The 26298-nt window shown below is 62.3% G+C and carries 26 protein-coding genes; 14 read left to right on the top strand and 12 right to left on the bottom strand.

Annotated elements, in window-relative coordinates; all coding sequences use genetic code 11:
* Positions 1 to 242: 242 nt before the first annotated feature.
* The 3 genes from M5G11_RS05265 to M5G11_RS05255 are packed head-to-tail and all read right to left on the bottom strand — an operon-like array spanning position 243 to position 2669.
* Positions 243 to 935 carry a pseudouridine synthase gene (locus M5G11_RS05265; protein ID WP_273910858.1) on the bottom strand — a complete coding sequence of 231 codons (693 nt, stop codon included), beginning with the start codon at positions 933 to 935 and terminating at the stop codon, positions 243 to 245.
* A 32-nt stretch (positions 936 to 967) separates the two neighbouring features.
* The gene (locus M5G11_RS05260; protein ID WP_273910857.1) at positions 968 to 1189 is read right to left on the bottom strand and encodes a cysteine-rich CWC family protein; all 222 of its coding nucleotides are present in this window, start codon (positions 1187 to 1189) and stop codon (positions 968 to 970) included.
* Complete coding sequence (locus M5G11_RS05255) at positions 1182 to 2669, bottom strand: sensor domain-containing diguanylate cyclase (RefSeq protein WP_273910856.1); 1488 nt, start codon at positions 2667 to 2669, stop codon at positions 1182 to 1184. The genes M5G11_RS05260 and M5G11_RS05255 overlap by 8 nt, the downstream gene beginning before the upstream one ends.
* Before the next feature lie 212 nt (positions 2670 to 2881).
* On the opposite strand from M5G11_RS05255, the gene M5G11_RS05250 reads away from it, so the two are divergent.
* On the top strand, positions 2882 to 3238 hold the full coding sequence (locus M5G11_RS05250; RefSeq protein ID WP_273910855.1) for a hypothetical protein: 357 nt from the start codon (positions 2882 to 2884) through the stop codon (positions 3236 to 3238).
* Positions 3239 to 3416: 178 nt separating this feature from the next.
* Here the strand turns inward: M5G11_RS05250 and M5G11_RS05245 are convergent, their stop codons facing one another.
* Positions 3417 to 4523 carry an enoyl-CoA hydratase/isomerase family protein gene (locus M5G11_RS05245; RefSeq protein ID WP_273910854.1) on the bottom strand — a complete coding sequence of 369 codons (1107 nt, stop codon included), beginning with the start codon at positions 4521 to 4523 and terminating at the stop codon, positions 3417 to 3419.
* Positions 4524 to 4652: 129 nt separating this feature from the next.
* Here M5G11_RS05245 and ung point away from each other — a divergent pair, with 129 nt between their 5' ends.
* Positions 4653 to 5345, top strand: a complete 693-nt coding sequence (ung, locus tag M5G11_RS05240) for a uracil-DNA glycosylase (RefSeq protein ID WP_273910853.1) — start codon at positions 4653 to 4655, stop codon at positions 5343 to 5345.
* On the opposite strand, the gene M5G11_RS05235 is transcribed toward ung, so the two are convergent.
* From M5G11_RS05235 to M5G11_RS05215, 5 genes are all read right to left on the bottom strand, one after another.
* On the bottom strand, positions 5331 to 6380 hold the full coding sequence (locus tag M5G11_RS05235; protein ID WP_273910851.1) for an AbrB family transcriptional regulator: 1050 nt from the start codon (positions 6378 to 6380) through the stop codon (positions 5331 to 5333). The two genes, ung and M5G11_RS05235, sit on opposite strands and share 15 nt — an antisense overlap.
* Positions 6373 to 7887, bottom strand: a complete 1515-nt coding sequence (locus M5G11_RS05230; RefSeq protein WP_273910850.1) for a tripartite tricarboxylate transporter permease — start codon at positions 7885 to 7887, stop codon at positions 6373 to 6375. Before M5G11_RS05230 ends, M5G11_RS05235 begins: the two co-directional genes overlap by 8 nt.
* A gap of 1 nt (position 7888) precedes the next feature.
* Positions 7889 to 8347, bottom strand: coding sequence for a tripartite tricarboxylate transporter TctB family protein (locus M5G11_RS05225; protein ID WP_273910848.1), 459 nt, complete (start codon positions 8345 to 8347; stop codon positions 7889 to 7891).
* Positions 8348 to 8515: 168 nt separating this feature from the next.
* Positions 8516 to 9496 (bottom strand): Bug family tripartite tricarboxylate transporter substrate binding protein, encoded by a 981-nt coding sequence (locus M5G11_RS05220; RefSeq protein ID WP_273910847.1) that lies wholly within the window; start codon positions 9494 to 9496, stop codon positions 8516 to 8518.
* A 32-nt stretch (positions 9497 to 9528) separates the two neighbouring features.
* Positions 9529 to 10818, bottom strand: coding sequence for an OprD family porin (locus tag M5G11_RS05215; protein WP_273910846.1), 1290 nt, complete (start codon positions 10816 to 10818; stop codon positions 9529 to 9531).
* Between the two features lie 202 nt (positions 10819 to 11020).
* Here M5G11_RS05215 and M5G11_RS05210 point away from each other — a divergent pair, with 202 nt between their 5' ends.
* On the top strand, positions 11021 to 11692 hold the full coding sequence (locus M5G11_RS05210; RefSeq protein ID WP_273910845.1) for a response regulator: 672 nt from the start codon (positions 11021 to 11023) through the stop codon (positions 11690 to 11692).
* Positions 11685 to 13067 (top strand): sensor histidine kinase, encoded by a 1383-nt coding sequence (locus M5G11_RS05205; protein WP_273910844.1) that lies wholly within the window; start codon positions 11685 to 11687, stop codon positions 13065 to 13067. Before M5G11_RS05210 ends, M5G11_RS05205 begins: the two co-directional genes overlap by 8 nt.
* A 3-nt stretch (positions 13068 to 13070) precedes the next feature.
* Here M5G11_RS05205 and M5G11_RS05200 read toward each other — a convergent pair whose 3' ends face one another.
* Both M5G11_RS05200 and ygfZ read right to left on the bottom strand, forming a co-directional pair.
* Positions 13071 to 13877: an HDOD domain-containing protein gene (locus M5G11_RS05200; protein ID WP_273910843.1), complete on the bottom strand. Its 807-nt coding sequence runs from the start codon at positions 13875 to 13877 to the stop codon at positions 13071 to 13073.
* Between the two features lie 37 nt (positions 13878 to 13914).
* A complete protein-coding gene (gene ygfZ, locus M5G11_RS05195) occupies positions 13915 to 14856 on the bottom strand; it encodes a CAF17-like 4Fe-4S cluster assembly/insertion protein YgfZ (protein ID WP_273910842.1) in 942 nt (313 codons plus the stop codon).
* 165 nt (positions 14857 to 15021) lie between these two features.
* Between ygfZ and M5G11_RS05190 the strand changes: the two genes are divergently transcribed.
* Positions 15022 to 15276, top strand: a complete 255-nt coding sequence (locus tag M5G11_RS05190) for an FAD assembly factor SdhE (protein ID WP_273910841.1) — start codon at positions 15022 to 15024, stop codon at positions 15274 to 15276.
* The gene (locus M5G11_RS05185) at positions 15260 to 15712 is read left to right on the top strand and encodes a protein YgfX (RefSeq protein ID WP_273910839.1); all 453 of its coding nucleotides are present in this window, start codon (positions 15260 to 15262) and stop codon (positions 15710 to 15712) included. The genes M5G11_RS05190 and M5G11_RS05185 overlap by 17 nt, the downstream gene beginning before the upstream one ends.
* On the opposite strand, the gene nadB is transcribed toward M5G11_RS05185, so the two are convergent.
* Positions 15681 to 17297, bottom strand: coding sequence for an L-aspartate oxidase (gene nadB / locus M5G11_RS05180; RefSeq protein ID WP_273910838.1), 1617 nt, complete (start codon positions 17295 to 17297; stop codon positions 15681 to 15683). The genes M5G11_RS05185 and nadB overlap by 32 nt on opposite strands.
* Before the next feature lie 459 nt (positions 17298 to 17756).
* Between nadB and rpoE the strand changes: the two genes are divergently transcribed.
* The 8 genes from rpoE to era all read left to right on the top strand — a co-directional run bounded on the left by rpoE (position 17757) and on the right by era (position 26287).
* On the top strand, positions 17757 to 18338 hold the full coding sequence (rpoE, locus tag M5G11_RS05175) for an RNA polymerase sigma factor RpoE/AlgU (RefSeq protein WP_273910837.1): 582 nt from the start codon (positions 17757 to 17759) through the stop codon (positions 18336 to 18338).
* A gap of 31 nt (positions 18339 to 18369) precedes the next feature.
* Complete coding sequence (locus M5G11_RS05170; protein ID WP_273910835.1) at positions 18370 to 18963, top strand: sigma-E factor negative regulatory protein; 594 nt, start codon at positions 18370 to 18372, stop codon at positions 18961 to 18963.
* Positions 18964 to 18975: 12 nt separating this feature from the next.
* Positions 18976 to 19941 carry a MucB/RseB C-terminal domain-containing protein gene (locus M5G11_RS05165; RefSeq protein ID WP_273910833.1) on the top strand — a complete coding sequence of 322 codons (966 nt, stop codon included), beginning with the start codon at positions 18976 to 18978 and terminating at the stop codon, positions 19939 to 19941.
* A gap of 312 nt (positions 19942 to 20253) precedes the next feature.
* Positions 20254 to 21633 (top strand): DegQ family serine endoprotease, encoded by a 1380-nt coding sequence (locus tag M5G11_RS05160; protein ID WP_420793811.1) that lies wholly within the window; start codon positions 20254 to 20256, stop codon positions 21631 to 21633.
* 171 nt (positions 21634 to 21804) lie between these two features.
* Entirely contained in the window at positions 21805 to 23604 is a 1800-nt protein-coding gene (lepA, locus tag M5G11_RS05155; RefSeq protein ID WP_273910831.1) for a translation elongation factor 4, read from the top strand.
* 5 nt (positions 23605 to 23609) lie between these two features.
* A complete protein-coding gene (lepB, locus tag M5G11_RS05150) occupies positions 23610 to 24464 on the top strand; it encodes a signal peptidase I (RefSeq protein ID WP_273910830.1) in 855 nt (284 codons plus the stop codon).
* Positions 24465 to 24702: 238 nt separating this feature from the next.
* Positions 24703 to 25392 (top strand): ribonuclease III, encoded by a 690-nt coding sequence (rnc, locus tag M5G11_RS05145; RefSeq protein ID WP_273910828.1) that lies wholly within the window; start codon positions 24703 to 24705, stop codon positions 25390 to 25392.
* Positions 25385 to 26287: a GTPase Era gene (gene era / locus M5G11_RS05140; protein WP_273910827.1), complete on the top strand. Its 903-nt coding sequence runs from the start codon at positions 25385 to 25387 to the stop codon at positions 26285 to 26287. The genes rnc and era overlap by 8 nt, the downstream gene beginning before the upstream one ends.
* Positions 26288 to 26298: the final 11 nt, after the last annotated feature.

Raw genomic sequence — 26298 nt, 5'->3', positions numbered from 1 at the left:
GATTGAAACGGGGGGCCCTTGCCGATCCGTTGCACACTGGTCGACGGGTGTTGTTATTAGGTGGGCAATCTGCCGGACGCCCGGGCTTCAAGGCACAGGTCGCCAGCAAAAAGGTGTCTTAGACTAACGGCGTGACTGGTTGGTCACATGCAGACCGACGATTGGATTCAAGCAGGGAGGTGGCAAACCCGCAAGTGCCATTGGGGCGATTGAACAAATAAATCTGCCGGATGGTGCAGATCTCAGATCGACGCGATCTCGTCCGGGCGCAGCGCTCGGTACTGGCCGGGCAACAGCTCTGGATCAAGCACCAGCGGCCCCATGCGCTCCCGGTGCAGGCCCACGACCTTGTTGTCGTAGAAGCCGAACATGCGTTTTACCTGGTGATAACGGCCTTCAACGATGCTTAGACGGGCGCTGTGACTGCCCAGCACGACCAGCTCTGCCGGCTGGGTGGTGAGGTCTTCGAAGGCGAAGTAGAAGCCCTCGTGAAATTTCGCCACATAGGCCTGTTCGATCGGCTGTTCGGTCTCGACGTAGTACACCTTGGGCAGCTTGGTTTTCGGCTGGGTCAGGCGGCGCGACCACTGGCCGTCGTTGGTGATCAGCATGAGGCCAGTGGTGTTGTAGTCCAGGCGTCCGGCGATGTGCAGGTCGCCCTTGTCCGGTTCGTCGATCAGGTCGAGCACTGTCGGATGCTGCGGATCAAGCGTGGCACTGACGCACCCGGCTGGCTTGTGCAGCATGAAGTAGCGTGCCGGACGCCCGGCCTGCAGCACCTGTCCATCAACTTCCACGCGGCTGAATTCACGCACTTCATGCTTGGGGTCAGCGACTGCAATGCCATCGACACGCACGCGCCGTTCCACCAGTAGCAGGCGAACTTGCTGACGGTTGAAGCAGGGCAGGTTGCTGAGGAATCGATCAAGACGCATGGGTGCAGCCAGGTGCAATACGGGGGTGCAGTTTACCGGTTGGCCTTGCCCTTGGCTGCCTGCAATTGCAGATCGACCTGGGCACAACGCGGGCACAGGCATGATTGATTGCGCAGTTCAGGGGGCAGGGCCTCGATCACCTTGGGGTCGATTGACACGCTGTAGCACCAGCAGGCCTGGGCTGCGCTGCGTGGGTCGGCGAGGCTGCACTGGTTGCTGGCGCCACAGGCAGGGCAGAGGCGGGTGTCATTCATGCTGGGACCTGGACAGTTCGGAGCAGACGCGATTGCGCCCGCCTTGCTTGGCGCGGTACAGCGCGTGATCGGCGCGGGCGATCAGGCTGTGCAGGGTATCGTCGGGCTGCAGCGTGCTCAAGCCAATACTGACAGTCATGCTGATGGCGGTGCCGGCGTAGCTGAAGCTCAACTGCTCGGTACGCTGGCGGATCTTCTCGGCCACGGCGAACGCGGCCGCGCCGTCGACCTCCTTGAGCAGCACGACAAATTCCTCGCCGCCCCAGCGACAGATGATATCGGCGTGGCGCAGGCAGCTCTCCATGACCCGGGAAAACTGGCGCAGCACTTCGTCGCCGGCCAGATGGCCATGGGTGTCGTTGAGCGATTTGAAACGGTCCAGGTCGAGCATCAAGGTGGCCAGCGGCATCGGCTCGCGTTCGGCCTCAAGCAGCGCCTGCGCGGCCAGCAGGTCGAAGGCGCGGCGATTGAGCAGGCCGGTCAGGCTGTCGCGGGTGGCCAGTTCCTGGATGCTGTTCTGATGGCGTCGCACCATCGCATTGAGCAGCGAGAGCACCACCAGGGTGATCACCGCGCAGATCACCAGGTTGATGTAGAGCGACTGGCGCACACTGTTCAACGCTGCCGTCTCGTGCTTGTCGACGAACAGGTACCAGTTCAGCTCCGGGATCATCCGCACATTGAGGAAATGGCTGTGGCCGCCGCTGCTGTATTCGTGGCTACCAGTAATGGGGGTGGGCATGCGTTCAAGCAGGTTGGCGAGCTTGGAAATGTCGCGCAGTGTGGTGCCGCTACGTGCGCCATCGGGCCCCCCTGAGGAACCTGTGAGAACCAAGCGGCCCTCGGTGTCGACGAAATACACCGTGCGCTGGTAGCGCTGCTGATAGTCGTCGATCAGGCGTACCACCGATTCCACGGTGAGCCCGACCCCTGCCACGCCGATGAACTGCTGGTTGTAGTCAAAGACCTTGTAGTTGATGAACAGGGTCAGTGCGTCCTGGTTGGCCATGTCCAGGTCGACGTTGATCTCGTAGGGCGCCTGCATGTCCCGCACCCGTGGGTACCAGCGGTCGCGTGGGTCTTGCGGGTTGATCTTCTTCAGCACGCCTTTGGACTGGTAGTAGGTGCTACTCGCCTCTGAAACGAAGAAAGCCGTGTAGGCATGCTGTTGCGCGGCGGTCTCGCTCAGGTAGTGGGTGATCCTGGCGCTGTCCTGTTCACCGCCGATCACCCAATCGCGCAGGAAGGTGTCCTGGGCCATCATCGAGGAAATCACGATGGGTCGCAGCAGGTCTTTCTGGATTTCCGAGTAGACGTTGTCGGAGGTCAGCGGCAGTTCGGTGTTGATGATGTGGTCACGCACCGAGCTGCGTGAAGAGAAATAGCTGATCAGCGATGTGGCAAAAAAACCGCACCCCAGCAATACCAGCAACGCCAGAAGCAGGGATCGTTGCGAGAGCATGGCGGAGCGAAGCAGCATGGGAGTTCCGGGAGCTATTTTTGTGATTGCATTCTAGAAGCTAGCGGCAGAAATAACTGGAGGTATTTTGCGGTTATTAGCGTTGTTTCAATTTATTTCGAAAATCGCACCGGATCGCGATTTCGCTGTCTGATGCAATGTCGACGAAGCATTGCCCGTCGACGCCGACCAGCGCCGCTGGGATGTGCAGTTTCGCGGTCCAGGAGGCCGCCATGTATCGTCGAATTTTGCTGATTGTCTCGCTTGCATTGCTGACAACCGCTTGCGCACCCTATTACGGAGGCCAGGACTACTACCGCACCGAGGTGTACAGTGCTGATCGCTATGGTTACCCGGGTTACTACCGGCCGGCGTATCCGAACAACTACTACAACCGTGGCTACTATGTCGTGCCGCCGCAACCGCGCTACTACGCGCCGGCGCCGCGTTATTACCGGCCGGCACCGGGGCCGTATTACAAACCGTATCCTGGGCGGGGGTATGACTCGCGTTACCATCGCCAGGGGCCTTCGCGGGGGAATCAGGACCGCAACCGGGATGGATGGCCGGATCGGAACTGGCACCGTTGAGGGTGGAGGCGATTTTTAACCATCACTGACGCTGCGGAACAACTTCCTTGCACAAGCCTCTGTGGGAGCTGGCATTGCCAGCGATCGGCGGGGAACCCGCCGTCATCAATACCGGCCTCATCGCCGGCAAGGCCGGCTCCCACATGCCTCTCCACATGTCGCTATGGCAATAAAGCGATCACACTAGATCCGCCAGCGGGTGCCGTCCCTCCCAAGCTTTGCTGAAATGTGCCTCAACCACCGCCGTGGGCACCTGGGCAATCTCTGGCCAGTGCCAATGCGGCTTCTGGTCCTTGTCCAGCAAGCGGGCCCGCACCCCCTCGCTGAACTCCGGATGCCGGCAGCAGTTCAAACTCATCGCATACTCCATCTGGAATACCTGCCCCAGCGACAGGTAACGCGCCCTGCGGATCTGTTGCCACACCAGGTGGGCCGTCAACGGGCTGCCCTCCATCAAGGTCTGCGCCGCCTTGGCCAATACCAGGTCATCCTGCTGGCGCAATTGCGAGATCGCCCGCCAGGCACAGGCCGGGTCGCTGACATCCAGCAATTCATCGATCCGCTGCCGGCGCGGTAGCCATTGCGCGGCAGGCAGGTGGTCGCGGGCCTGCAATTGCAGGGCCTTGAGCAGGCTGTTGAGCTGCATGGCCGTCTGTTCCTGCCAGTTCAACTGCAACAGGCCGTCAATCAACTCCTCCTGCTGCGCTTCCGCCATGAACCGGTCTGCCAAACCCAGGTCCAGCGCGTCGCGGGCATTGATCGGCGCACCGGTCAAACCGAGGAACAACCCCAGCCGACCCGGCAGCCGGGAGAGAAACCAGCTGGCGCCGACATCCGGGTACAGGCCGATACTGATCTCCGGCATCGCCAACCGGCTGCCGGGGGTGACGATACGAATGCTCGCGCCTTGCAGCAGCCCCATGCCACCGCCCAGCACATGGCCATGGCCCCAGCACAGCAGCGGCTTGGGGTAGTGGTGCAGGCGATAGTCGAGACGATATTCCGCGGCAAAGAAGCGTGCGGCCAGGGGCGGGACTTCCCCTGGGTGGGCTCGGCAGGCCTCGACCAGGCTGCGCACATCGCCACCGGCACAGAAGGCCTTGGGCCCGTTGCCGCGTAACAACACACAGACAATCGCCGGGTCGTCGGCCCAGGCATTCAGGTGCTCATCGAGCACCTCGATCATCGGAAGTGAAAGGGCATTGAGCGACGCCGGCGCATCCAGTGTGGCGATACCGATGCGGGCCCCATCAACGCCGGTGAGTAGTTCGAACTGCACGGCCATGGGCAACCTCACTAGGGTTATCCCGATAAGTATGGCCGCTGGGCGTGAATGTGCCGGTCGCCGGTCGGATCGATTGACAAGCGCGGGCAGCTTTCCTAGTGTCCGCCCCATTGTTGACCGGATGACCCCATGACTGACGACGACCGCATCAAACTCGAACCCAGCTGGAAGCACGCCCTGCGCGCCGAGTTCGACCAGCCTTACATGCACGAGCTGCGCGAGTTCCTGCGCCAGGAGCACGCTGCCGGCAAGGAAATCTACCCGCCAGGCCCGCTGATTTTCAGCGCCCTGAACTCCACGCCGCTGGACCAGGTGAAAGTGGTGATCCTCGGCCAGGACCCCTATCACGGCCCAGGCCAGGCCCATGGCCTGTGCTTTTCGGTGCAGCCGGGGGTCCCCACGCCACCGTCGCTGGTGAACATCTACAAGGAATTGCAGCGCGACCTGAACATCGCCATTCCCACCCACGGCTACCTGCAACACTGGGCAAACCAGGGCGTGCTGATGCTCAACACCACCATGACCGTGGAACGCGCCAATGCCGCCTCGCATGCCAAGAAGGGCTGGCAGTTCTTTACCGACCGGATCATCGAGGTGGTCAACGAGCACCAGAACGGCCTGGTGTTCCTGCTCTGGGGTGCCCATGCCCAGAGCAAGCGCAGCTTGATCGACCCGGAGAAACACCTGGTGCTGACCTCGGTGCATCCGTCACCGCTGTCCGCCTATCGCGGGTTCATCGGTTGCGGGCACTTCAGTCGCACCAACAAGTTCCTCGAGCAGAACGGCCAGGCCCCTATCGACTGGACCTTACCGGCGCTCTGAGGGCACGCTGCGCTCACCCGCCCAATGCCGGAACAACGGCTCGGCGAGGAACAGTACGAACAACAGGCGCATGACCTGAAGGGCGGTTACCAGCGGCACTGACAGTTGCAGGGTTTCCGCCGTGAGGCTCATTTCGGCAATGCCGCCGGGCATCATGCCCAGGGTCAGCGAGCGCAGGTCCAGTTGCGTCACGGCGCTCAAGACCCAGGCGGCCAGCGCCGCGATCAGCATGGTCAGGGCCGTGGCGATCATCGTGCGGCCCAGGAAGGACGGTGCACGGCGGAAGAACGCACGGTTGAAGTGGCAGCCCAGGCCGCTGCCAATCAGCCACTGGCCGATCTGGCTGGCGCCGTCGGGCAAGCCCACGTGCAGGTTGCCGCTGATGCTGATGACCGATGCCACCAGCAGTGGCCCGAACAGCCAGGGGTTGGGTTGCCTGAGGCGCTGCCAGATGAAGGCGGCCAATACGCCCAGCGGTGCAATGACGGCCAGCCAGCCCCAGTCCACTGCGCCCGCATGCCTCAGCGGCACGCCATCGCCGAGCAGGAACTTGAACGCGGCGGGCACCAGCAGCACCACCGCCAACACCCGCAAACTCTGCGCCGCCGCAACGCGGCTGAGCACCGCGCCGTTGCGTGCGCCGAGGTTGACCATCTCCCCGGAGCCGCCCGGCATGCTGGAGAAGAACGCGGTGGCGCGGTCTTCCCCGGTCCGGCGCAGCAACCACACGCCGAGCAGGCTGGACACACTGGTGATCAGAGCGCCGAAGAAGATCAAGCCGAAATGACTGGCGACCTGCTCCACCACTTGCGGGGTGAAATGCAGGCCGATGCCGATGCCGATGATCCACTGGCCGCCTTTGCGGCCATGGGGTATTTCGGTGATCTGCCAGGGGGTCAGGCAACGCACCAGGATGATCGCCAACAACGAGCCGACCATCCACGGCAAAGGCCAGCCTACGCAGCTGGCCAGGTACCCGCCGGCCAGGCCGACCAGCGGGGTTGCCCACCACCGTTTCAGTGAACGGTCAGACATTGGCCAGGGCGCGGCGCTGGGCACTGCGCTTGCGCCAGATGCGCATCAGCGGCAGCACCAGCATCAGTGCGACCAGGGCCCACACGCTCATGCTGATCGGGCTGGCCCAGAGGATGTGCAGTTCACCGTTGGAGATCGACAGTGCACGGCGCAGGTTCTGCTCCATCAGGCCACCGAGGATGAAGCCCAGCAGCAGCGGCGACAACGGGAAGTCCAGCTTGCGCAGGATGTAGCCGAAGATGCCGATGGCGATCATCAGGAACAGGTCGAAGGTGGTCGCATGCACGGCATACACGCCAATCGCGGTAATGATCGCGATGATCGGCACCAGGGCCCAGTTCGGCACCGCCAGGATGCGGGTGAACAGACGCACCATCGGGATGTTCAGGATCACCAGCATGATGTTGGCGATGAACAGCGAGGCGATCAGGCCCCAGACGATGTCCGGCTGCTGCTGGAACAGCAACGGGCCCGGGGTGATGTTGTACAGCGTCAGTGCGCCGATCATCACTGCGGTGGTGCCCGAGCCGGGTACGCCGAGGGTCAGCATGGGCACCAAGGCGCCGCAGCAGGAGGCACCGATGGCGGTTTCCGGAGCGGCCAGGCCGCGCTTGTCGCCTTCACCGAAGGTGCCGCTGGCACCGGCCAGGCGCTTCTCGGTCATGTATGCCACGGCGCTGGCGAGGGTGGCACCGGCCCCGGGCAACACGCCCATGAAGAAGCCGAGCAGGCCACAGCGGATGTTCACCCAGAACACCGATGCCGCTTCCTTGAAGTTGAACAGCATGCGCCCGGTGGCTTTCACCGCCTGGTGGCCGTGGTGGGTTTTTTCCAGCAGCAGGAGGATCTCGCTGATGGAGAACAGGCCCAGGACCAGCACGACGAACTGGATACCGTCGGCCAGGTGCACGCTGTCACCCGTGAAGCGGTACACGCCGCTGTTGGCGTCGATACCCACGGCGGAAAGGAACAGGCCGATCAGCGCTGCGATAAAGGTCTTCAGCGGTCGGTCACCGGCCATGCCGCCTAGCGCGACGATGGCGAACACCATCAGCACGAAGTACTCCGCCGGCCCGAAGGCAATCGCCCATTTCGCCAGTAGCGGGGCGAACAGCACCATGCCGCAGGTGGCGATGAAGGCACCGATGAACGAGCTCCATGCCGACAGCGACAGGGCTACACCGGCCAGGCCTTTGCGGGCCATCGGGTAGCCGTCGAGGGTGGTCATGACGGTCGATGCTTCGCCAGGAATGTTCAGCAGGATCGAACTGATCCGGCCGCCGTATTCGCAGCCCAGGTACACCGCGGCCAGCAGGATCAGTGCCGACTCCGGTGGCAGGCCGAGGGCGAAGGCGATGGGGATCAACAGCGCCACGCCGTTGATCGGGCCCAGGCCCGGGAGCAGGCCGACCACAGTGCCGATCAGCGTGCCGCACAGTGCGGTAACCAGGTTGTACGGGGTCAGGGCGACGCCGAAGCCCTGGCCCAGATAGCCAAGCGTATCCATATCAGTTCTCCAGAACGTCGAGCAGGCCGAGGGGCAGTGGCACATCCATGGTGCGGTCGAACAGCAGGTACAGGGCGATGCTCATCAGGCTGATGATCGCCACGCTAGGCAGCCAGCGACCGCCATACAGGCGGGCCATCGGGATGCCGATGAGGATGCTGCTGAGGATGAAGCCCAGCGATTCGAAGGTAGAGGCGAATACCAGCAGCAAGAGCACGCAGGCGCCGATCTTGATCAGGGATTCGCGGTCCAGTTCCGGCTCGTCGTCCTTGCGCACGATGGGCGTCGGGCGGATGGCCAGGTACAGCAGGCCCAGGCCCATCAGGCCGAGCATCAACAGCGGGTAGGCGCGTGGGCCGACCGGCTCATAGGAAAAGGCAGCCTGGTAGGGCCAGGCCATGACGGCCAGGGTAATGCAGACCGCCAGCAAAATCAGGGCGAAGCAGCGTTGCAGGATCATAGCGAATCCTCGCGGACAGGCGTCGCCCCTGCGGGGGCATCGCTGGCAAGGCCAGCTCCCACAGGGGCAACGTCATGAGCAACTTTTAAGGTTTACCAAGTGACCTGTGGGAGCCGGCCTTGCCGGCGATGAGGCCGGGCATGCAGCACCGCTCCTACAGGCAAGCGCTTACTGAATCAGCCCGAATTCCTTGGCCAATGCCTTGTAGTCCGCCACTTGCTTCTTCACGTAGGTGTCCAGTTCTGGGCCGGTCATGGCGAACGGGAACAGCTCGCGCTGGTCACGCAACTTGGCAAAGTCCTCGGACGCCAGCAGCTTGTCGAACGAGGCTTTCCACCAGTCGTATTCCTCATCGCTCACCTTCGGCCCGACATAGAAGCCACGTACCACCGGCCAGACAATGTCGTAGCCCTGTTCCTTGGCGGTCGGGATTTCCTTCATTTCCGGCTCGTCCAGGCGGTTCTCGGCGAACACGGCCAGCAGGCGCATGTCACCGCTCTGGATGTGCGGCATGGAGTCGGAGATGTCGGTACTGCCCACCTGGATATGCCCGCCGAGCAGGGCCGTGGCAATTTCGCCACCGCCTTCCAGGGCCACGTAGCGCAGGTCACGCGGGTTGATCCCGGCGGCCTTGGCGATCAGCGCGGTCTGCATCCAGTCCTGGCTGCCCACGGTGCCGCCGGAGCCGATCACTACCTTGCTTGGGTCTTTCTTCAACGCCGCGACCAGGTCGTCGAGGGTCTTGTACGGCGAGTCGCTTTTCACCGCAATCGCGCCGTAGCTGGTGCCGACCGCCGCCAGCCAGCGCACGGCGTTCTCATCGAAACGCCCGAACTTGCCTTGGGCCAGGTTCAGCAGCGAACCGCTCGACCAGGCCACCAGGGTCCCGGCATCGCCTGGGCGCTGGGCGACGACGGCGTTGTAGGCTACTGCGCCGACACCGCCGGGCATGTAGGTAACACGCATGGGTTTGCTGAGGATCTTCTCGTTGACCAGCGCGCTCTGTACCAGCTTGCAGGTCAGGTCGAAACCACCACCGGGGGATGCCGGGGCGATGCATTCAGGACGTTTCGGTTCAGCAGCCAGTACCTGGCCGGCGAACAGCAGGCAGCCAGTGGCAAGAGCGATTCGGCGCAGTGAAAAAGTCATTGTTGATCTCCGTTGATTGTTGTTATCGGGGATTACCACAGCGCCACGCTGTAACTCACCAACAGCCGTACTTCATCGGCATCGCGGGCAAAGCTTGAGCGGTAGGTGGCGTTACGCAGGCGCACGGCGACGTTTTTCAACGCGCCGCTTTGCACTACGTATTTGAACTCGGTGTTGCGTTCCCACTCTTTGCCTTCGCTGCCATTGGCCAGGCTGACGTTGTCGCCGCTGATGTAGCGGCTCATGAAGCTCAGGCCTGGAATGCCCAGTTTGGCGAAGTCGTAGTCGTAGCGCACCTGCCAGGACTTTTCATCGGCCCCGGCGAAGTCGTTGATCTGCACGAAGTTGACCAGGTACGGGTCGGAACCATCCACGTAGGGGAAGGCGCTGTCGCCGGACATGCTCTGGTAGGCCGCGCTGAACTTGTGGCCGAGCAGGGCGTAGCTGAACATGCCGTTGAGCGAGGTGTTGTCGATCTTGCCGCCACGGGCCTGGCCCTGGTCGTCGCTCAGTGCCAGGCGCAGGTCGGCGCCCAAGGTGCCGGGGCCCCAAGGCTGGGTCGCGACCATGCCGACGAAGTGCTGGTTGTAGACATCGTCGAGCTGGGCGAAGTGGTAGCTGCCGGTGATGCGATCGGTGAACTTGTAGTCCAGGCCCGCGAGGTCGAAATGGTTGCCGGCAACCGAGCCGAGAAAGCGGCTGTTCTTGTTGTTGAGGGCAATGTCTTCCCAGTTGGTGTCATCGCGGTCCTTGGCTTTCTCCAGGCGTCCGCCGGTGAAGGTCAGGTTCTTGATTTCCTTGGAGGTCAGCAAGCCGCCTTCGAAGGTCTGCGGCAGGATGCGCCCGTCGTTGGCCTTGAGGATTGGCAGTTCCGGAAGCAACGTGCCGACTTTGAGTTCGGTGGCCGAGATCTTCACCTTGCCGGTCAGGCCGAGCTTGGAGTACTCATCGGCCGCCTTGCCGTCATCGTGGGTCGGCAACAGGCCGCTACCGGTGCGGTCCTTGCTGGAGTCGAGCTTGACCCCGACCATGCCCAACGCATCCAGGCCGAACCCGACCGTACCGTCGGTGTAGCCGGACTCGAAGTTGAGCATGAAGCTCTGGGCCCATTCGTCGCGCTTGGATTGCTGCTTGCTGGTGCCATCGCGGAAGTCGCGATTGAAGTACATGTTGCGGGTCTCGAAGGTCGCAGTGCTGTCTTCGAAGAACGCGGCCTGGCTCAGCGGGGCGACGCCGACAAGGGCAAGGGCGCTGACAACGGCAGTGGGGCGGGTGTGCAAACGACGGATAGGCGCGGACGCCTTTGGCTGCATGGACAGCATCGTGGAGTGACTCCGTTATTGTTCTTATTGGGTTCGAACACTGCGGTTCGATCTACGGCACCCGGAAAGGGCCGTTTGTCGATGCTAGGGGCTGAACCTTTCGCTAACCTTTCAATGCGTTTTCGTGGAATCGATGGCTTCACAGGCGCGCCGTCCTCTGTAAACTCCGCGCCATTGACCGCGACGCGACCAGGAGAAACCCATGCGTGTGCTGCTCGTCGAAGACCATCTGCAGTTGGCCGAAAGCGTGGCCCAGGCCCTGAAAAGCACGGGCCTGACCGTCGATGTGCTGCACGATGGCGTCGCCGCCGACCTGGCCCTGGCCACGGAGGAATATGCCGTGGCGGTGCTGGATGTCGGCTTGCCACGCATGGACGGCTTTGAGGTGCTGGCGCGTTTGCGCGCGCGCGGCAAGACCGTGCCGGTGCTGATGCTCACCGCCCGCAGCGACGTCAAGGACCGGGTCCATGGCCTCAACCTGGGCGCCGATGACTACCTTGCCAAACCGTTCGAGCTGACCGAGCTGGAGGCGCGGGTAAAAGCCTTGCTGCGCCGCAGTGTGCTGGGCGGCGAGCGCCAGCAGCGCTGTGGCCCGCTGGTCTATGACCTGGATACCCGGCGCTTCAGCCTCGGCGATGAGCTGCTGACCCTGACCTCGCGTGAGCAGGCCGTGCTCGAGGCCATGATCGCCCGCCCGGGCCGGGTCATGAGCAAGGAGCAGTTGGCTGCCCAGGTCTTTGGCCTGGACGAAGAGGCCAGCGCCGACGCCATCGAAATCTACGTGCACCGCCTGCGCAAGAAGCTCGATGGGCATGCAGTGGCAATCGTCACCTTCCGCGGGCTCGGCTACCTGCTGGAGCATCGCGATGCGTGACGCCGGCAGCCTGCGCACGCGGCTGCTGTGGAACCTGGCCCTGCTGCTGGTGGTGTTGATGGTGGCCAGCGGCCTGAGCGCCTACTGGAACGGTCGCGAAGCGGCCGACACCGCCTATGACCGCACCTTGCTGGCCTCGGCGCGGACCATCGCCGCTGGCCTGTCCCAGCGCGACGGCACCCTGAGTGCCGATGTGCCCTATGTGGCCCTGGATACCTTCGCCTACGACAGCGCCGGGCGGATCTACTACCAGGTCAACGATATCCACCAGAAGCTGATTTCCGGCTACGAAAACCTGCCAGCGCCACCGCCCGGCACCCCGCGTACCGACGATTATCCGGCCCTGGCGCGCTTCTACGATGCCCGCTACCTGGGGCAGGACGTACGCGTGGTGAGCCTGCTCAAGGCGGTGACCGAACCAAACATGAACGGCATGGCCGAAATTCGCGTGGCCGAGACCGAGGAGGCGCGGGTGCGCATGGCCCGTGGGCTGATGGCCGACACCTTGTTGCGCCTGGGCATGCTGGCGCTGGGGGCGTTGATGCTGGTGTGGTTTGCCGTCAGTGCCGCGCTGCGCCCGCTGGAACGCTTGCGCAGCGCAGTGGAGGAGCGTCAGCCGGACGACCTGCGCGCCTTGCCGTTGGTGCAGGTGCAGCAGGAGCTGGGGCCGCTGGTGCGGGCCTTGAACCATTTCACCGAGCGCCTGCGTGGGCAGTTCGAGCGTCAGGCACAGTTCATTGCCGATGCCGCCCATGAGCTGCGTACGCCGCTGGCTGCGCTGAAGGCGCGGGTCGAGTTGGGGCTGCGTTCGAAGGAGCCACAAGTTTGGCACGACACCCTGGAGTCGGCTGCGCAGGGCACCGACCGGCTGACCCACCTGGCCAACCAGTTGCTTTCATTGGCGCGGGTGGAAAACGGCGCGCGGGCGATTGCCGAAGGCGGCGCGCAGTTGCTTGATCTCAGCCAGCTGGCGCGTGAACTGGGCATGGCCATGGCACCGCTGGCGCATGCGCGCGGCGTGGCCCTGGCCCTGGAAGCTGAAACCCCGGTCTGGGTACGTGGTGAGCCGACCCTGCTCAACGAACTGCTGAGCAACCTGGTCGACAACGCCCTGGCCCATACGCCCAAGGACGGCAACGTGATCTTGCGGGTCAGCGAGCCGGGCGTACTGGAAGTCGAAGATGATGGTCCAGGCATCCCGGAACAGGAGCGTGAGCGGGTGTTCGAGCGCTTCTACCGGCGCAGTGCCCAAGGCACGGGGTTGGGCCTGGCCATCGTCGGCGAGATCTGCCGGGCGCACCTGGCGCAGATCAGCCTGCATGACGGCGAGGGTGGCGGGCTCAAGGTACGGGTCAGTTTCCCCCCGGCGCAGTAAGCCCTAGCGGAACATGTGCCGGGCGCCCAGCAGCTCACCAATCGACAGCTGGCTGCCGGCCGGCAGGTTCAGGTGGCGGTAGGCGGGCAGGGCGGCCAGGGGGCGTTCACGGCCAACATCGCTGAGCGCGCGAGCGATCTGCACGACATCCACGTAGTCGACCTTGTTGCTGTGCCGGTCGAGGTCCTGGACCTGGCTGGGCAAGCCGGCGAGCAGCTCGGGGAACTCCCAGACGCTGAGGATCTTGTCGCCCAGCACCGGGTGGATCTGCTCGATCACATGGTTCAGGCACACCGGGTCGGACAACAATTCGTTGTGCTCTTCGGCGTAGGTCAGGATCGGCAGCACGCCGATCTGGTGGACCAGCCCGGCCAGGGCACCCTGGTCAGGCTTGAGCTGGGTAAAGCGCATGCACAGTTCATAGCTGATACCGGCAACTTCCAGGCTGGTTGCCCAGATTTCGCGCATTTTCTGCTCGACCACTTCGGAGCGGGCATGGAAGATCTGCTCGATCACCAGGCCGATGGCCAGGTTGCAGCTGTAGTTGATGCCCAGTCGGGTAATGGCGGTCTGCAGGTCGGTGACTTCGGTAGCCGCCCGCAGCAGCGGGCTGTTGACCACCTTGATCAGGCGCGCAGCCAGGGCTGCGTCACGGCCGATCACCTTGCTCAGCGCATTGACGCTGATCTCGGTGTCTTCTGCCGCTTCGCGGATGCTCAGGGCCACTTCGGGCAGGGTCGGCAACACCAGATCGTCGTTGTCGATGGCCACCAGCAGCTGCGTCCTCACCATCTCGGCCAGCGTGTTCATCGTTGGTTTTCTACCGCGTTCATGGAGGGAGTCTGGCTCAACGCTGGATCTCGCGGTCACGGTCCAGTTCATAAGGCAGGGACAGCAGCGTCAGGCGCGGGCCTTCCTTGCTGCCCAGGTGCAGGTTGTTGTCTTCCACTGAGTCAGCCGTCAACACCGCCAGCAGTTCGCTGCCCTGTTCGCTGCGCGCAGCCAGGACCACCTCACCAATCGAGGAGCCGTGGGTTGGCGAGAAGATCTCGGTACCGGGGGCCGGCAGGGTGTCGCTGTCCAGGGCCACGCGGTACTGGCGGCGCTTGAGCTTGCCCAGGTACTGCATGCGCGCGACGATTTCCTGGCCGGTGTAGCAGCCTTTCTTGAAGCTGACGCCGCCAACGGCTTGCAGGTTGATCATCTGCGGGATGAACAGTTCGCGGGTCTGCTCCATGACCTGGCCGATACCGGCGCGAATCTGCCCCAGCAACCAGCCGTTCAGATCGCCCTCTGGCAGGTGCGTCAGCAGTTGCTCGCGCACGGCGTCGGCTTGCGCTGCGGGTACCCAGAGCTCGATGCGCCGGGGTGACGCGGCGATGGCGATCAGGCCGTTGTGGCGGGTCGTTGCATCGGTTTGCGCCGGCACTTCAAGGCCCAGTGCCTGCAGCGCGGCGTCGCCATCGTGCAGGCCGAAACGCGCCCAGGCGGCTGATTCGTCGGTGAGCTTGGCTTTGGAGAACACTGCGTATTTTTTCAGGTCGGCCAACTGCGGTTCCAGCAGCTCGCGGGCCATCGCCAGGAGGAAGCCATCGGCCTCGGGCAGGATGCGGAAGCTCGATTGCATGCGGCCCTTGACCATGCAGCGGGCGCCAAGGCTTGCAGTGTGTTCGTTGAGGTAACTGATGTTGCAGGTCAGCTGACCTTGCAGGAACTTGCCGGCGTCAGAGCCGCGGACGGCGAGGACGCCCTCGTGAGACAGGGGGCAGAAAAAAGCGGAGTCGGCCATGGGTCATCGCAGGTAAATAAGACTGGAGGCCATCATAGAGGGCTACCGGCAAAATAGGTAGCAGGCTGGGGACCAGTCATCATCTGGCAACATGACACGCGACCAACGCCTTGTGCCCATGGCAAGCGGGGCCTGTATACTGGCCGCCTATTCGAGGAGGGCCCGATGGTCGAACAAATTGAACTCAACCGTCTGTTTTGGCATAGCCGCCGCGGCATGCTCGAGCTGGACGTGTTGCTGGTACCTTTCAGCCAGGACGTCTACGCCACGCTGAGCAAGGAAGACCGTGAGTTGTACTGGCGCCTGCTGGGCTGTGAAGACCAGGACATGTTCGGCTGGTTCATGGAGCGCAACGAGTCCGAAGACCCTGAGCTGCAACGCATGGTTCGCATCATCCTGGACCGTGTCCAGCCCAAGTGACCGTTTCGAATGCCGCTGGCAAGGCTCGAAAAGCCTGCTGGCGGTGTACCTCGCCTGCCAATTGTTCGCCTTGGCGGCATTGCTGATTCTCGATATTCCCCTCTGGACAAGCCTGGTTGGCGCACTGCTGTGCCTGGCGCATGCCGCCTGGGTGATCCCGCGTCGTATTCTGCTCAACCACGCGTATGCCGTTACCCGTTTGCGCCGTGATGCGCAGGGTTGGTATCTGTGGCGTGCGGCGGATGGCTGGCAGCCGGTGCAGTTGCTGCGCGACAGCCTGGCGCTGCCCGGCCTGGTGGTGCTGCGTTATCGCCGCCAAGGGCGCCGCCTTGGCGAAAGCCTGTGCATTGCCCATGACGCGCTGGAGCCGGTGCAACACCGGCGCCTGCGTTTGCGCTTGAAGTTCAGTCGGCGTAGGTGGGCGGCTGCAGAATAGTGTCGCGGGCCTCGGCGAGCATGTCGGGGTAGTCCAGGGTGTAATGCAGCCCGCGTGACTCCTTGCGCTGCATGGCCGAACGAATCATCAACTCCGCCACCTGGGCCAGGTTGCGCAGCTCGATCAGGTCGCGGCTGACCTTGTAGTTGCTGTAGAACTCGTCGATCTCGTCGAGCAGCAGACGCACCCGGTGCTCGGCACGTTGCAAGCGCTTGTTGGTACGCACGATGCCGACATAGTCCCACATGAATCGCCGCAGTTCGTCCCAGTTGTGCGCAATGATCACATCCTCATCCGAGTCGGTGACCTGGCTGGCATCCCAGCATGGCAGGGCCAGCGGCATGTCTACTGCCGCCAACTTGGCGACGATGTCCGCCGAAGCCGAGCGGCCGTAGACGAAGCATTCAAGCAGCGAGTTGCTGGCCATGCGGTTGGCGCCGTGCAGGCCGGTGAAGCTGGTTTCGCCAATGGCGTACAGGCCCGGCACGTCGGTGTGGCCCTGATCATCGACCATCACGCCGCCGCAGGTGTAATGCGCGGCGGGCACTACGGGAATGGCTTGCTGGGTGATGTCGATGCCGAAGGTCAGGCAGCGTTCATAGACTGTCGGGAAGTGGCTTTTGACGAACTCGGCCGGCTTGTGGCTGATGTCCAGGTACACGCAATCCACGCCCAGGCGCTTCATCTCGTGGTCGATGGCACGGGCGACGATATCGCGCGGGGCCAGCTCGGCACGTGGGTCGAAGCGCGGCATGAAGCGCTCGCCATTGGGCAGCTTGAGCAGGCCGCCTTCACCACGCAGCGCTTCGGTGATCAGGAAGCTCTTGGCCTGCGGGTGGTACAGGCAGGTCGGGTGGAACTGGTTGAACTCAAGGTTCGCCACGCGACAGCCGGCGCGCCAGGCCATGGCGATGCCATCGCCGCAGGCGCCGTCCGGGTTGCTGGTGTAGAGGTAGACCTTGGCCGCGCCACCGGTGGCGAGCACGGTGAAGCGCGCGCCGAAGGTGTCCACTTCGCCGGTGCTGCGGTCGAGCACGTAGGCGCCCAGGCAGCGGTCGCCGTCCAGGCCCAGGCGGCGCTCGGTAATCAGATCGACGGCAACGCGTTGCTCCAGCAACTCGATGTTCGGGCGCTGGCGGGCCTGGGCGAGCAGTGTGGTGAAAATCGCCGCGCCGGTGGCATCGGCCGCATGAATGATGCGCCGATGGCTGTGGCCGCCTTCGCGGGTAAGGTGGAACTCGAAGCCGCGGTCATCGTCGCTGGCGTGCTCGTCACGGGTAAAGGGTACGCCCTGGTCGATCAGCCACTGGATGGATTCGCGGCTGTGCTCGACGGTGAAGCGTACGGCATCTTCATGGCAGAGCCCGCCGCCGGCATTGAGGGTGTCTTCGACATGCGACTGTACGGTGTCGGTGTCATCGAGCACGGCGGCCACGCCGCCCTGGGCCCAAAAGGTCGAGCCGTTGGCCAGGTCGCCTTTGCTCAGGACGGCGATGCGCAGGTGGCTGGGGAGGGTCAGCGCCAGGCTGAGGCCAGCGGCACCGCTGCCGATCACAAGAACGTCATGTTGGAATTGTTGGCTCATGTCTTGGAATTTCCGCGCGAGGGCGACCACGAAGGACACTAGTATAAGGACGGGGGTATCGGCACAATGGTCAGGCGTTTATGGCATTGTGAAACTATCGTGAATCTGGGGTGGTTGCCTTTATAGCAGCCTCAATGCCCTGATTTCCATGGCGTCTGTTATGTCCTGACGGTGTTATGTGGGAACTTTCCTGGAATTGCGTGTATCCATAGAAGGTTGCCTGTAGGTCAGGGCGCCGCAGCAATGGGGCGCGACGTCAGTTTCGGCACTGCCCATGTATTGCGAAAACCGATTATTTACGCAGCCGGCCGTGACCGCGCTGCGTTTTTCGTGCGAGCCGACCAAGGGCCGCAGGAAACTTGCCGGGAGGGGAGAACTTTTGCGAAAAGCCCGAGTCTATGGTTGCAAGCCTGAACGATGGCTGATGCAGCGCCCCTCCTGGTTTACCGAGGAGAGTTCATGCTAACCCAGGAAGAGGATCAGCAGCTTGTCGAGCGCGTTCAGCGTGGCGACAGGCGAGCGTTTGATCTGTTGGTGCTGAAGTATCAGCACAAGATTCTCGGGTTGATCGTGCGTTTTGTGCACGACACCCACGAAGCCCAGGATGTGGCGCAAGAAGCGTTCATCAAGGCTTACCGTGCGCTAGGCAATTTTCGTGGAGACAGTGCGTTTTACACCTGGCTCTACCGGATTGCGATCAACACGGCGAAAAATTACCTGGTGTCCCGCGGTCGTCGGCCACCGGATAGTGACGTAAGTTCCGAGGATGCAGAGTTTTACGATGGCGATCATGGCCTCAAAGACCTCGAGTCCCCAGAACGTGCGCTGCTGCGTGATGAGATCGAAGACACCGTTCATCGAACCATCCAGCAGCTGCCAGAAGATTTGCGTACGGCATTAACTTTACGTGAATTCGATGGTCTGAGTTACGAGGACATTGCGAGCGTCATGCAGTGTCCAGTGGGTACCGTGCGCTCTCGAATTTTCCGCGCTCGGGAGGCCATTGATAAAGCCCTGCAGCCGTTGTTGCAGGAAACCTGAGACAGCGGCGACAGCCAAGAGAGGAACCGCCATGAGTCGTGAAGCGTTGCAGGAATCGCTGTCCGCGGTGATGGATAACGAAGCGGATGAACTGGAGTTACGCCGGGTACTGAGTGCCGTGGACGACACCGAAACCCGTGCCACCTGGTCGCGTTACCAGGTAGCCCGCGCAGCCATGCACAAGGAGTTGCTGCTGCCTAAATTGGATATCGCCTCGGCGGTGTCTGCTGCACTGGCCGAAGAAGCCACGCCGGTCAAGGTCGCTCGCGGCCCTTGGCGTACGCTGGGCCGTCTGGCGGTAGCCGCCTCGGTCACGGTTGCGGTACTGGCAGGTGTTCGCCTGTACAACCAGGACGAAATCACGGGTGCCCAGTTGGCTGCACAGCAACCGGCACAACCTGGCCTGAACATGCCTCAGGTCCAAGGCCCGGCGGTTTTGGCAGGCTATAGTGAAAGTGCCGAGCAACCTACCGGTCCGATGGCCAATGGTGTGCTGCAGGGTCAAAGCGGCTGGCAAGACCAGCGTCTGCCAGGCTATCTGCGCCAGCACGCTCAGGAAGCTGCCGTGAAAGGTACCGAAAGCGCTCTGCCCTATGCCCGTGCGGCTAGCCTGGAAAATCGCTAAGTAAGGAGGATCATGCGCGCGCTACCTTTCATACCGCTCTTGCTCGGTGTAGGCATGGCGATGCCGGCTCTGGCCGCCAACTCATCGACAGATGCCGCCGACTGGCTCAACCGGTTGGCGAAGGCCGAGCAACAGCAGAGTTACCAAGGTACTTTCGTTTACGAGCGTAATGGCAGCTTCTCCACCCACGACATCTGGCATCGGGTCCAGGACGGCAAAGTCAGCGAGCGGTTGTTGCAGCTCGATGGCCCGGCCCAGGAAGTCGTGCGTGTCGATGGGCAGACCCAGTGCGTAAGCGGGACCCTGGTGCAAGGGGTAGGCAATGCGACGGAGTCGTCGGCGCGTGTGCTCGATCCACTGAAGTTGATGAATTGGTACGACCTGAGCGTGGCCGGTCACTCTCGAGTGGCTGGCCGTGATGTCACGATCATTACCCTCAGGCCGCGTGATCAACATCGCTACGCCTTTGAAATACACCTGGACGACAAAACTGCGTTGCCGCTCAAATCCTTGTTGATCAACGACAAGGAGCAGTTGCTCGAGCGCTTCCAGTTCACTCGTCTGGATACCGCTGATATTCCGGACGACGCTGAGCTGCGGCCCAGCGGCAACTGCAAGCCGGTTGCCCAATCGGTGGCCCGTAGCAGTGAATCGGTGGCCGGTTGGCGTTCCGATTGGCTGCCGCCAGGGTTTGAGCTGATCAACAGCAGCGTACGCAAGGACCCTGCGGGTAAAGGCGCTGTCAGTAGCCTGATGTATGACGATGGCCTGGCGCGCTTCTCGGTGTTCCTGGAGGCCGTGGATGGCGCTGCCGGGGCGGATGTTCGCACCCAGCTTGGCCCGACTGTAGCGGTATCGCGCCGCCTGACCACGCCCAAGGGCGAGGTGATGGTGACCGTGGTGGGCGAGATTCCAATCGGCACCGCCGAACGGGTAGCCCTGTCGATGCGGGCACAAGATGCCCAGGCCAGTCAGTGAGCTGCTGACCATTGAGCGAACACACGAGGTGAAGCTTGAATGATCGGCAGGCCGCTGAGACCCTGAAATGATTGGTAAGCCTTCAAGTTTGCAAAATCATCCAGAATTTTCTATAGGTCAGTCCCGAAAGGGTCTGGCCTTTACTGCTGTTGCAGCATCAAGAATGCCGATGCACCGAACCCGGTCGCAGCCCTTTGGGAGTGCTACCGGGTTTTTTGCATTTGCAGGCCGCTTAACCACGCTCGTTGTGACGGGAGCCGTATGTCAATACCACGCTTGAAATCCTACTTATCGCTGGTCGCCGCCGTGCTCATGCTCGGCCAGGTCGTCAGCGCGCAAGCCGAAGCCCTGCCGGACTTCACCACCCTGGTTGAGCAAGCCTCGCCGGCCGTGGTGAACATCAGTACCAAGCAGAAGCTGCCGGATCGCAAGTATGCCGCCGGCCAGATGCCCGACCTTGAGGGCCTGCCGCCTGGTCTGCGCGAGTTCTTCGAGCGCAACATGCCGCAGAACCCGCGTTCACCGCGTGGCGACCGCCAGCGCGAAGCGCAATCGCTGGGTTCGGGTTTCATCATCTCCAGCGACGGCTACATCCTGACCAACAACCACGTGGTGGCCGATGCTGATGAAATCATCGTCCGTCTGTCGGACCGCAGCGAGCTGCAAGCCAAGCTGGTCGGCACCGACCAGCGCACTGACGTAGCCCTGCTGAAGGTCGAAGGCAAAGACCTGCCGATCGTCAAGCTGGGTGATTCCAATAAGCTCAAGGTCGGTGAGTGGGTGCTGGCGATCGGTTCGCCGTTCGGCTTCGACCATTCGGTGACCAAAGGTATCGTCAGCGCCAAGGGCCGGACCCTGCCCAACGACACCTATGTGCCGTTCATCCAGACCGACGTGGCGATCAACCCGGGTAACTCCGGTGGCCCGCTGTTCAACATGAACGGCGAAGTGGTCGGGATCAACTCGCAGATCTTCACCCGCTCCGGCGGCTTCATGGGCCTGTCCTTCGCGATCCCGATCGATGTGGCGATGGACGTCTCCAACCAGCTGAGAAAAGACGGCAAGGTCAGCCGCGGCTGGCTGGGCGTAGTGATCCAGGAGGTCAACAAGGACCTCGCCGAATCCTTCGGCCTGGATAAGCCTGCCGGTGCCCTGGTAGCCCAGGTGCTCGACGATGGCCCTGCGGCCAAGGGCGGCCTGCAAGTGGGTGACGTGATCCTGAGCATGAACGGCCAGCCGATCATCATGTCCGCCGACCTGCCACACCTGGTCGGTAACCTGAAAGACGGCGCCAAGGCCAAGCTGGACATCATCCGCAACGGCAAGCGCCAGACCCTGGATGTGACCATCGGTGCACTGCCGGATGAAGACCCGGACGTTACCACCACGGCCAACGGCGGCGTTGAGCGCAGCAGCAATCGCCTGGGCGTGTCGGTCGCCGACCTGACCGCAGAGCAGAAGAAAACCCTGGAGCTCAAGGGTGGCGTTGTCATCAAGGAAGTGCAGGATGGTCCGGCAGCCTTGATCGGCCTGCGCCCGGGTGACGTGATCAGCCACCTGAACAACCAGGCGATCAGCTCGGCGAAGGAATTCACCGAAATCGCCAAGGACCTGCCGAAAAACCGCTCGGTTTCGATGCGAGTCCTGCGTCAGGGGCGCGCGAGCTTCATCACCTTCAAACTGGCTGAATAAGCCGATTTGAGCGGAAAAGGGCGGCCATGGCTGCCCTTTTTTGTGTGCGCCGACAAGATGAAAGCGCATTGTCCGACAACATGGAATCTCCCATAACCTTGCGGTATCAGGTACAATTCCCGGCTATTTTTCGGCGGGCGTTCGGCCTGCAGCCATTTTGAGTGTTGACCCGTGAGTGATTTGAGTCATATCCGCAATTTCTCCATCATCGCCCACATTGACCATGGCAAGTCGACGCTGGCCGACCGCTTCATCCAGATGTGTGGCGGCTTGTCTGCCCGCGAGATGGAGGCCCAGGTACTCGACTCCATGGACCTGGAGCGTGAGCGCGGGATCACCATCAAGGCGCACAGCGTTACCCTGTCGTACAAGGCGAACGATGGCATCACCTACCAGCTGAACTTCATTGACACCCCCGGCCACGTTGACTTCACCTATGAGGTCAGCCGTTCGTTGGCGGCCTGTGAAGGCGCGCTGCTGGTGGTCGATGCGGGTCAAGGCGTGGAAGCCCAGTCGGTTGCCAACTGCTACACCGCCATCGAGCAGGGCCTGGAAGTCATGCCGGTCCTGAACAAGATGGACCTGCCACAGGCCGATCCGGACCGTGTGAAGGACGAAATCGAGAAAATCATCGGTATCGATGCCACCGACGCCGTGGCCTGTAGCGCCAAGAGCGGCATGGGCGTGGACGAGGTGCTCGAGCGCCTGGTGCAGACCATCCCGGCGCCAACCGGCGACATCGAGGCACCGCTGCAAGCGTTGATCATCGACTCCTGGTTCGACAACTACCTGGGCGTCGTCTCCCTGGTGCGCGTGCGTAATGGCCGCGTGAAGAAGGGCGACAAGATCCTGGTCAAGTCCACCGGCAAGGTGCATCTGGTCGACAGCGTCGGTGTATTCACCCCCAAGCACACGCAAACCGCTGACCTCAAGGCCGGTGAAGTGGGCTTCATCATTGCCAGCATCAAGGAAATCCTTGGCGCGCCGGTCGGTGACACCCTGACCCTGAGCTCGACCCCTGACGTCGAAGTGCTGCCAGGCTTCAAGCGCATCCAGCCGCAGGTTTATGCCGGTCTGTTCCCGGTATCGTCCGAAGACTTCGAAGACTTCCGCGACGCCCTGCAAAAGCTGACCCTGAACGACTCCTCGCTGCAATACTCGCCAGAAAGCTCCGATGCCCTGGGCTTCGGCTTCCGTTGCGGGTTCCTCGGCATGCTGCACATGGAGATCATCCAGGAGCGCCTGGAGCGCGAGTACGACCTGGACCTGATCACCACGGCGCCAAGCGTAATCTTCGAGGTCAAGCTCAAGACCGGCGAAACCATCTACGTCGACAACCCGTCGCGCCTGCCGGACGTCTCGGCGGTCGAGGACTTCCGTGAGCCAATCGTGGCCGCGACCATCCTCGTGCCGCAGGAACACCTGGGCAACGTCATCACCCTGTGCATCGAGAAACGCGGCGTCCAGCGCGACATGCAGTTCCTCGGTTCGCAAGTGCAGGTGCGTTACGACCTGCCGATGAACGAAGTGGTGCTGGACTTCTTCGACCGTCTGAAATCCACCAGTCGCGGTTACGCCTCGCTGGACTATCATTTCGATCGCTACCAGTCGGCCAACCTGGTCAAGCTGGATGTCCTGATCAACGGTGACAAGGTCGACGCCCTGGCGCTGATCGTGCACCGCGACAACGCGCACTACAAAGGGCGTGCGTTGACCGAAAAGATGAAAGAACTGATTCCTCGGCAGATGTTCGATGTGGCAATCCAGGCCGCCATTGGCGGGCAGATTGTGGCGCGCACGACTGTCAAGGCGCTCAGAAAGAACGTACTGGCCAAATGCTACGGTGGCGACGTGAGCCGTAAGCGCAAGCTGTTGGAAAAGCAGAAGGCCGGTAAGAAACGCATGAAACAGGTCGGCAACGTGGAAATTCCACAGGAAGCCTTCCTCGCCGTGCTCAGGTTGGATAGTTAGGTCCTATGTCGCTAAATTTCCCGCTGTTGTTAGTCATCGCCGTCGCGGTCTGCGGACTGCTGGCCCTGATCGATCTGCTGTTCCTGGCCCCGCGTCGGCGGGCGGCGATCACCACCTATCAGGGCAGCGTCAGCCAGCCTGAAGTGGCGGTGCTCGAGCAGTTGAACAAGGAGCCGTTGCTGGTCGAGTACGGCAAGTCGTTCTTCCCGGTGCTGTTCATCGTGCTGGTGTTGCGCTCGTTTCTGGTTGAGCCGTTCCAGATTCCGTCGGGCTCGATGAAACCAACGCTGGAAGTGGGCGACTTTATCCTGGTCAACAAGTTCTCCTACGGCATCCGCCTGCCGGTGATCGATAAAAAGGTCATCGAGATTGGCGATCCGCAGCGCGGCGATGTAATGGTGTTCCGCTTCCCGAGCGATCCGAACGTCAACTACATCAAGCGTGTGGTCGGTCTGCCGGGCGATCAGGTCCGTTACTCCAGCGACAAGCGCCTGTACGTCAACGGCCAGGCGATTGCCGAGCAGTTGGTCGGCACCGAGCCGGGCACCCTGGGCAGCGCCGAGCTGTACAAGGAGAAGCTGGGCGAGGCCGAGCACCTGATCCGCAAGGAGATGAGCCGCTACCGCATGCCGCCTGATCAGCAGTGGGTGGTCCCGGCGGGTCACTACTTCATGATGGGTGACAACCGCGACAACTCCAACGACAGCCGCTACTGGGATGATCCGAACATTCCCAAGGAGCTGCTGGGCATGGTCCCGGACCAGAACATCGTCGGCAAGGCCTTTGCCGTCTGGATGAGCTGGCCGGAGCCCAAGCTGAGCCACTTCCCGAGCCTCTCGCGAGTGGGTCTGATCAAGTAACACCATAACGGCGCTGTCCAGGGACAGCGCCGAATGCTTTTCTGGCATAGGCTGTATCCAACAGGCCCATGGGCCGCACCGGTACGCCATGCCGTCAGGCATGAATCAAAACAGTCTTTCAGGATCTGCATTTGAACAACGCGTTAAGCATGACGGCATTGAGCCGGTTTGAACTGTGTGGGCCCGACGCTGTGGCGTCGTTGCTGACCATCGACCACGAACTGTGCGTGGGTACTCTGTGAGCGTTCCCTTGAGCCGCCTCGAGCGCCAGCTCGGCTACACCTTCAAGAACCAGGAGCTGATGCTGCTGGCCCTCACGCACCGCAGCTTTGCCGGCCGCAACAACGAACGGCTGGAGTTTCTGGGCGATGCGATCCTCAACTTCGTTGCCGGCGAGTCGCTGTTCGAGCGCTTCCCGCAGGCCCGTGAAGGCCAGTTGTCGCGTTTGCGCGCACGCCTGGTCAAAGGTGAGACCCTGGCGGTACTGGCCCGCGGTTTCGACCTGGGCGAGTACCTGCGCCTGGGCTCCGGCGAGCTGAAAAGCGGCGGCTTCCGTCGCGAGTCGATCCTCGCCGATGCCCTTGAGGCGCTGATCGGTGCGATCTACCTCGACTCCGACATGCAGACCGCGCGGGATCGGGTGCTGGCCTGGCTGGCAGGTGAATTCGAAAGCCTGACCCTGGTCGACACCAACAAGGACCCAAAAACCCGCTTGCAGGAATTCCTGCAGTCGCGCGGTTGCGAACTGCCCCGCTATGAAGTGGTAGATATCCAGGGCGAGCCGCATTGCCGGACGTTCTTCGTCGAATGCGAAGTTACCCTGCTGACTGAAAAAAGCCGAGGGCAGGGCGTTAGCCGGCGTATCGCTGAGCAAGTAGCGGCCGCCGCAGCACTGATCGCCCTGGGCGTGGAGAATGGCAATGACTGAATCGAATACTACCCGTTGCGGCTACGTCGCTATTGTCGGCCGTCCGAACGTGGGCAAATCGACCTTGCTCAACCACATTCTCGGGCAAAAGCTGGCGATCACTTCGCGCAAGCCGCAGACCACCCGCCACAACATGCTCGGGATCAAGACCGAAGGTGATGTGCAGGCGGTCTATGTCGACACCCCCGGCATGCACAAGAGCAACGAAAAGGCGCTCAACCGCTACATGAACAAGACCGCCTCGGCAGCGTTGAAAGACGTCGACGTGGTGATCTTCGTGGTCGACCGCACCAAATGGACCGACGAAGACCAACTGGTACTCGAGCGGGTGCAGTACGTGCAGGGCCCGGTGATCCTGGCGATCAACAAGACCGACCGGATCGAAGACAAGGCCGACCTGATGCCGCACCTGCAATGGCTGCAGGAGCAACTGCCGAACGCCGAGATCGTCCCGGTATCGGCGCAGCAGGGGCACAACCTCGATTCGCTGGAGGCGCTGATCGCCAAGCACCTGCCGGAGAACGAGCACTTCTTCCCGGAAGACCAGATCACTGATCGCAGCAGCCGCTTCCTGGCCGCCGAGCTGGTACGCGAAAAGATCATGCGCCAGCTCGGTGCAGAGCTGCCGTACCAGATCACCGTCGAGATCGAAGAGTTCAAGCAGCAGGGTCACGTGCTGCATATCCATGCCCTGATCCTGGTCGAGCGTGATGGCCAGAAGAAGATCATCATTGGCGACAAGGGCGAGCGGATCAAGCGTATCGGTACCGAGGCGCGCAAGGACATGGAGCTGCTGTTCGACGCCAAGGTCATGCTGAACCTCTGGGTCAAGGTCAAGGGCGGCTGGTCCGATGACGAGCGCGCACTGCGCTCGCTGGGCTACGGCGACCTGTAACCCCCTCAGGC

It is taken from the genome of Pseudomonas fontis, from assembly GCF_028656955.1.
GTDB lineage: Bacteria > Pseudomonadota > Gammaproteobacteria > Pseudomonadales > Pseudomonadaceae > Aquipseudomonas > Aquipseudomonas fontis.
The sequence above is the reverse complement of the archived record's forward strand: the minus strand, read 5'-3'. Positions and strand labels throughout refer to the sequence as shown.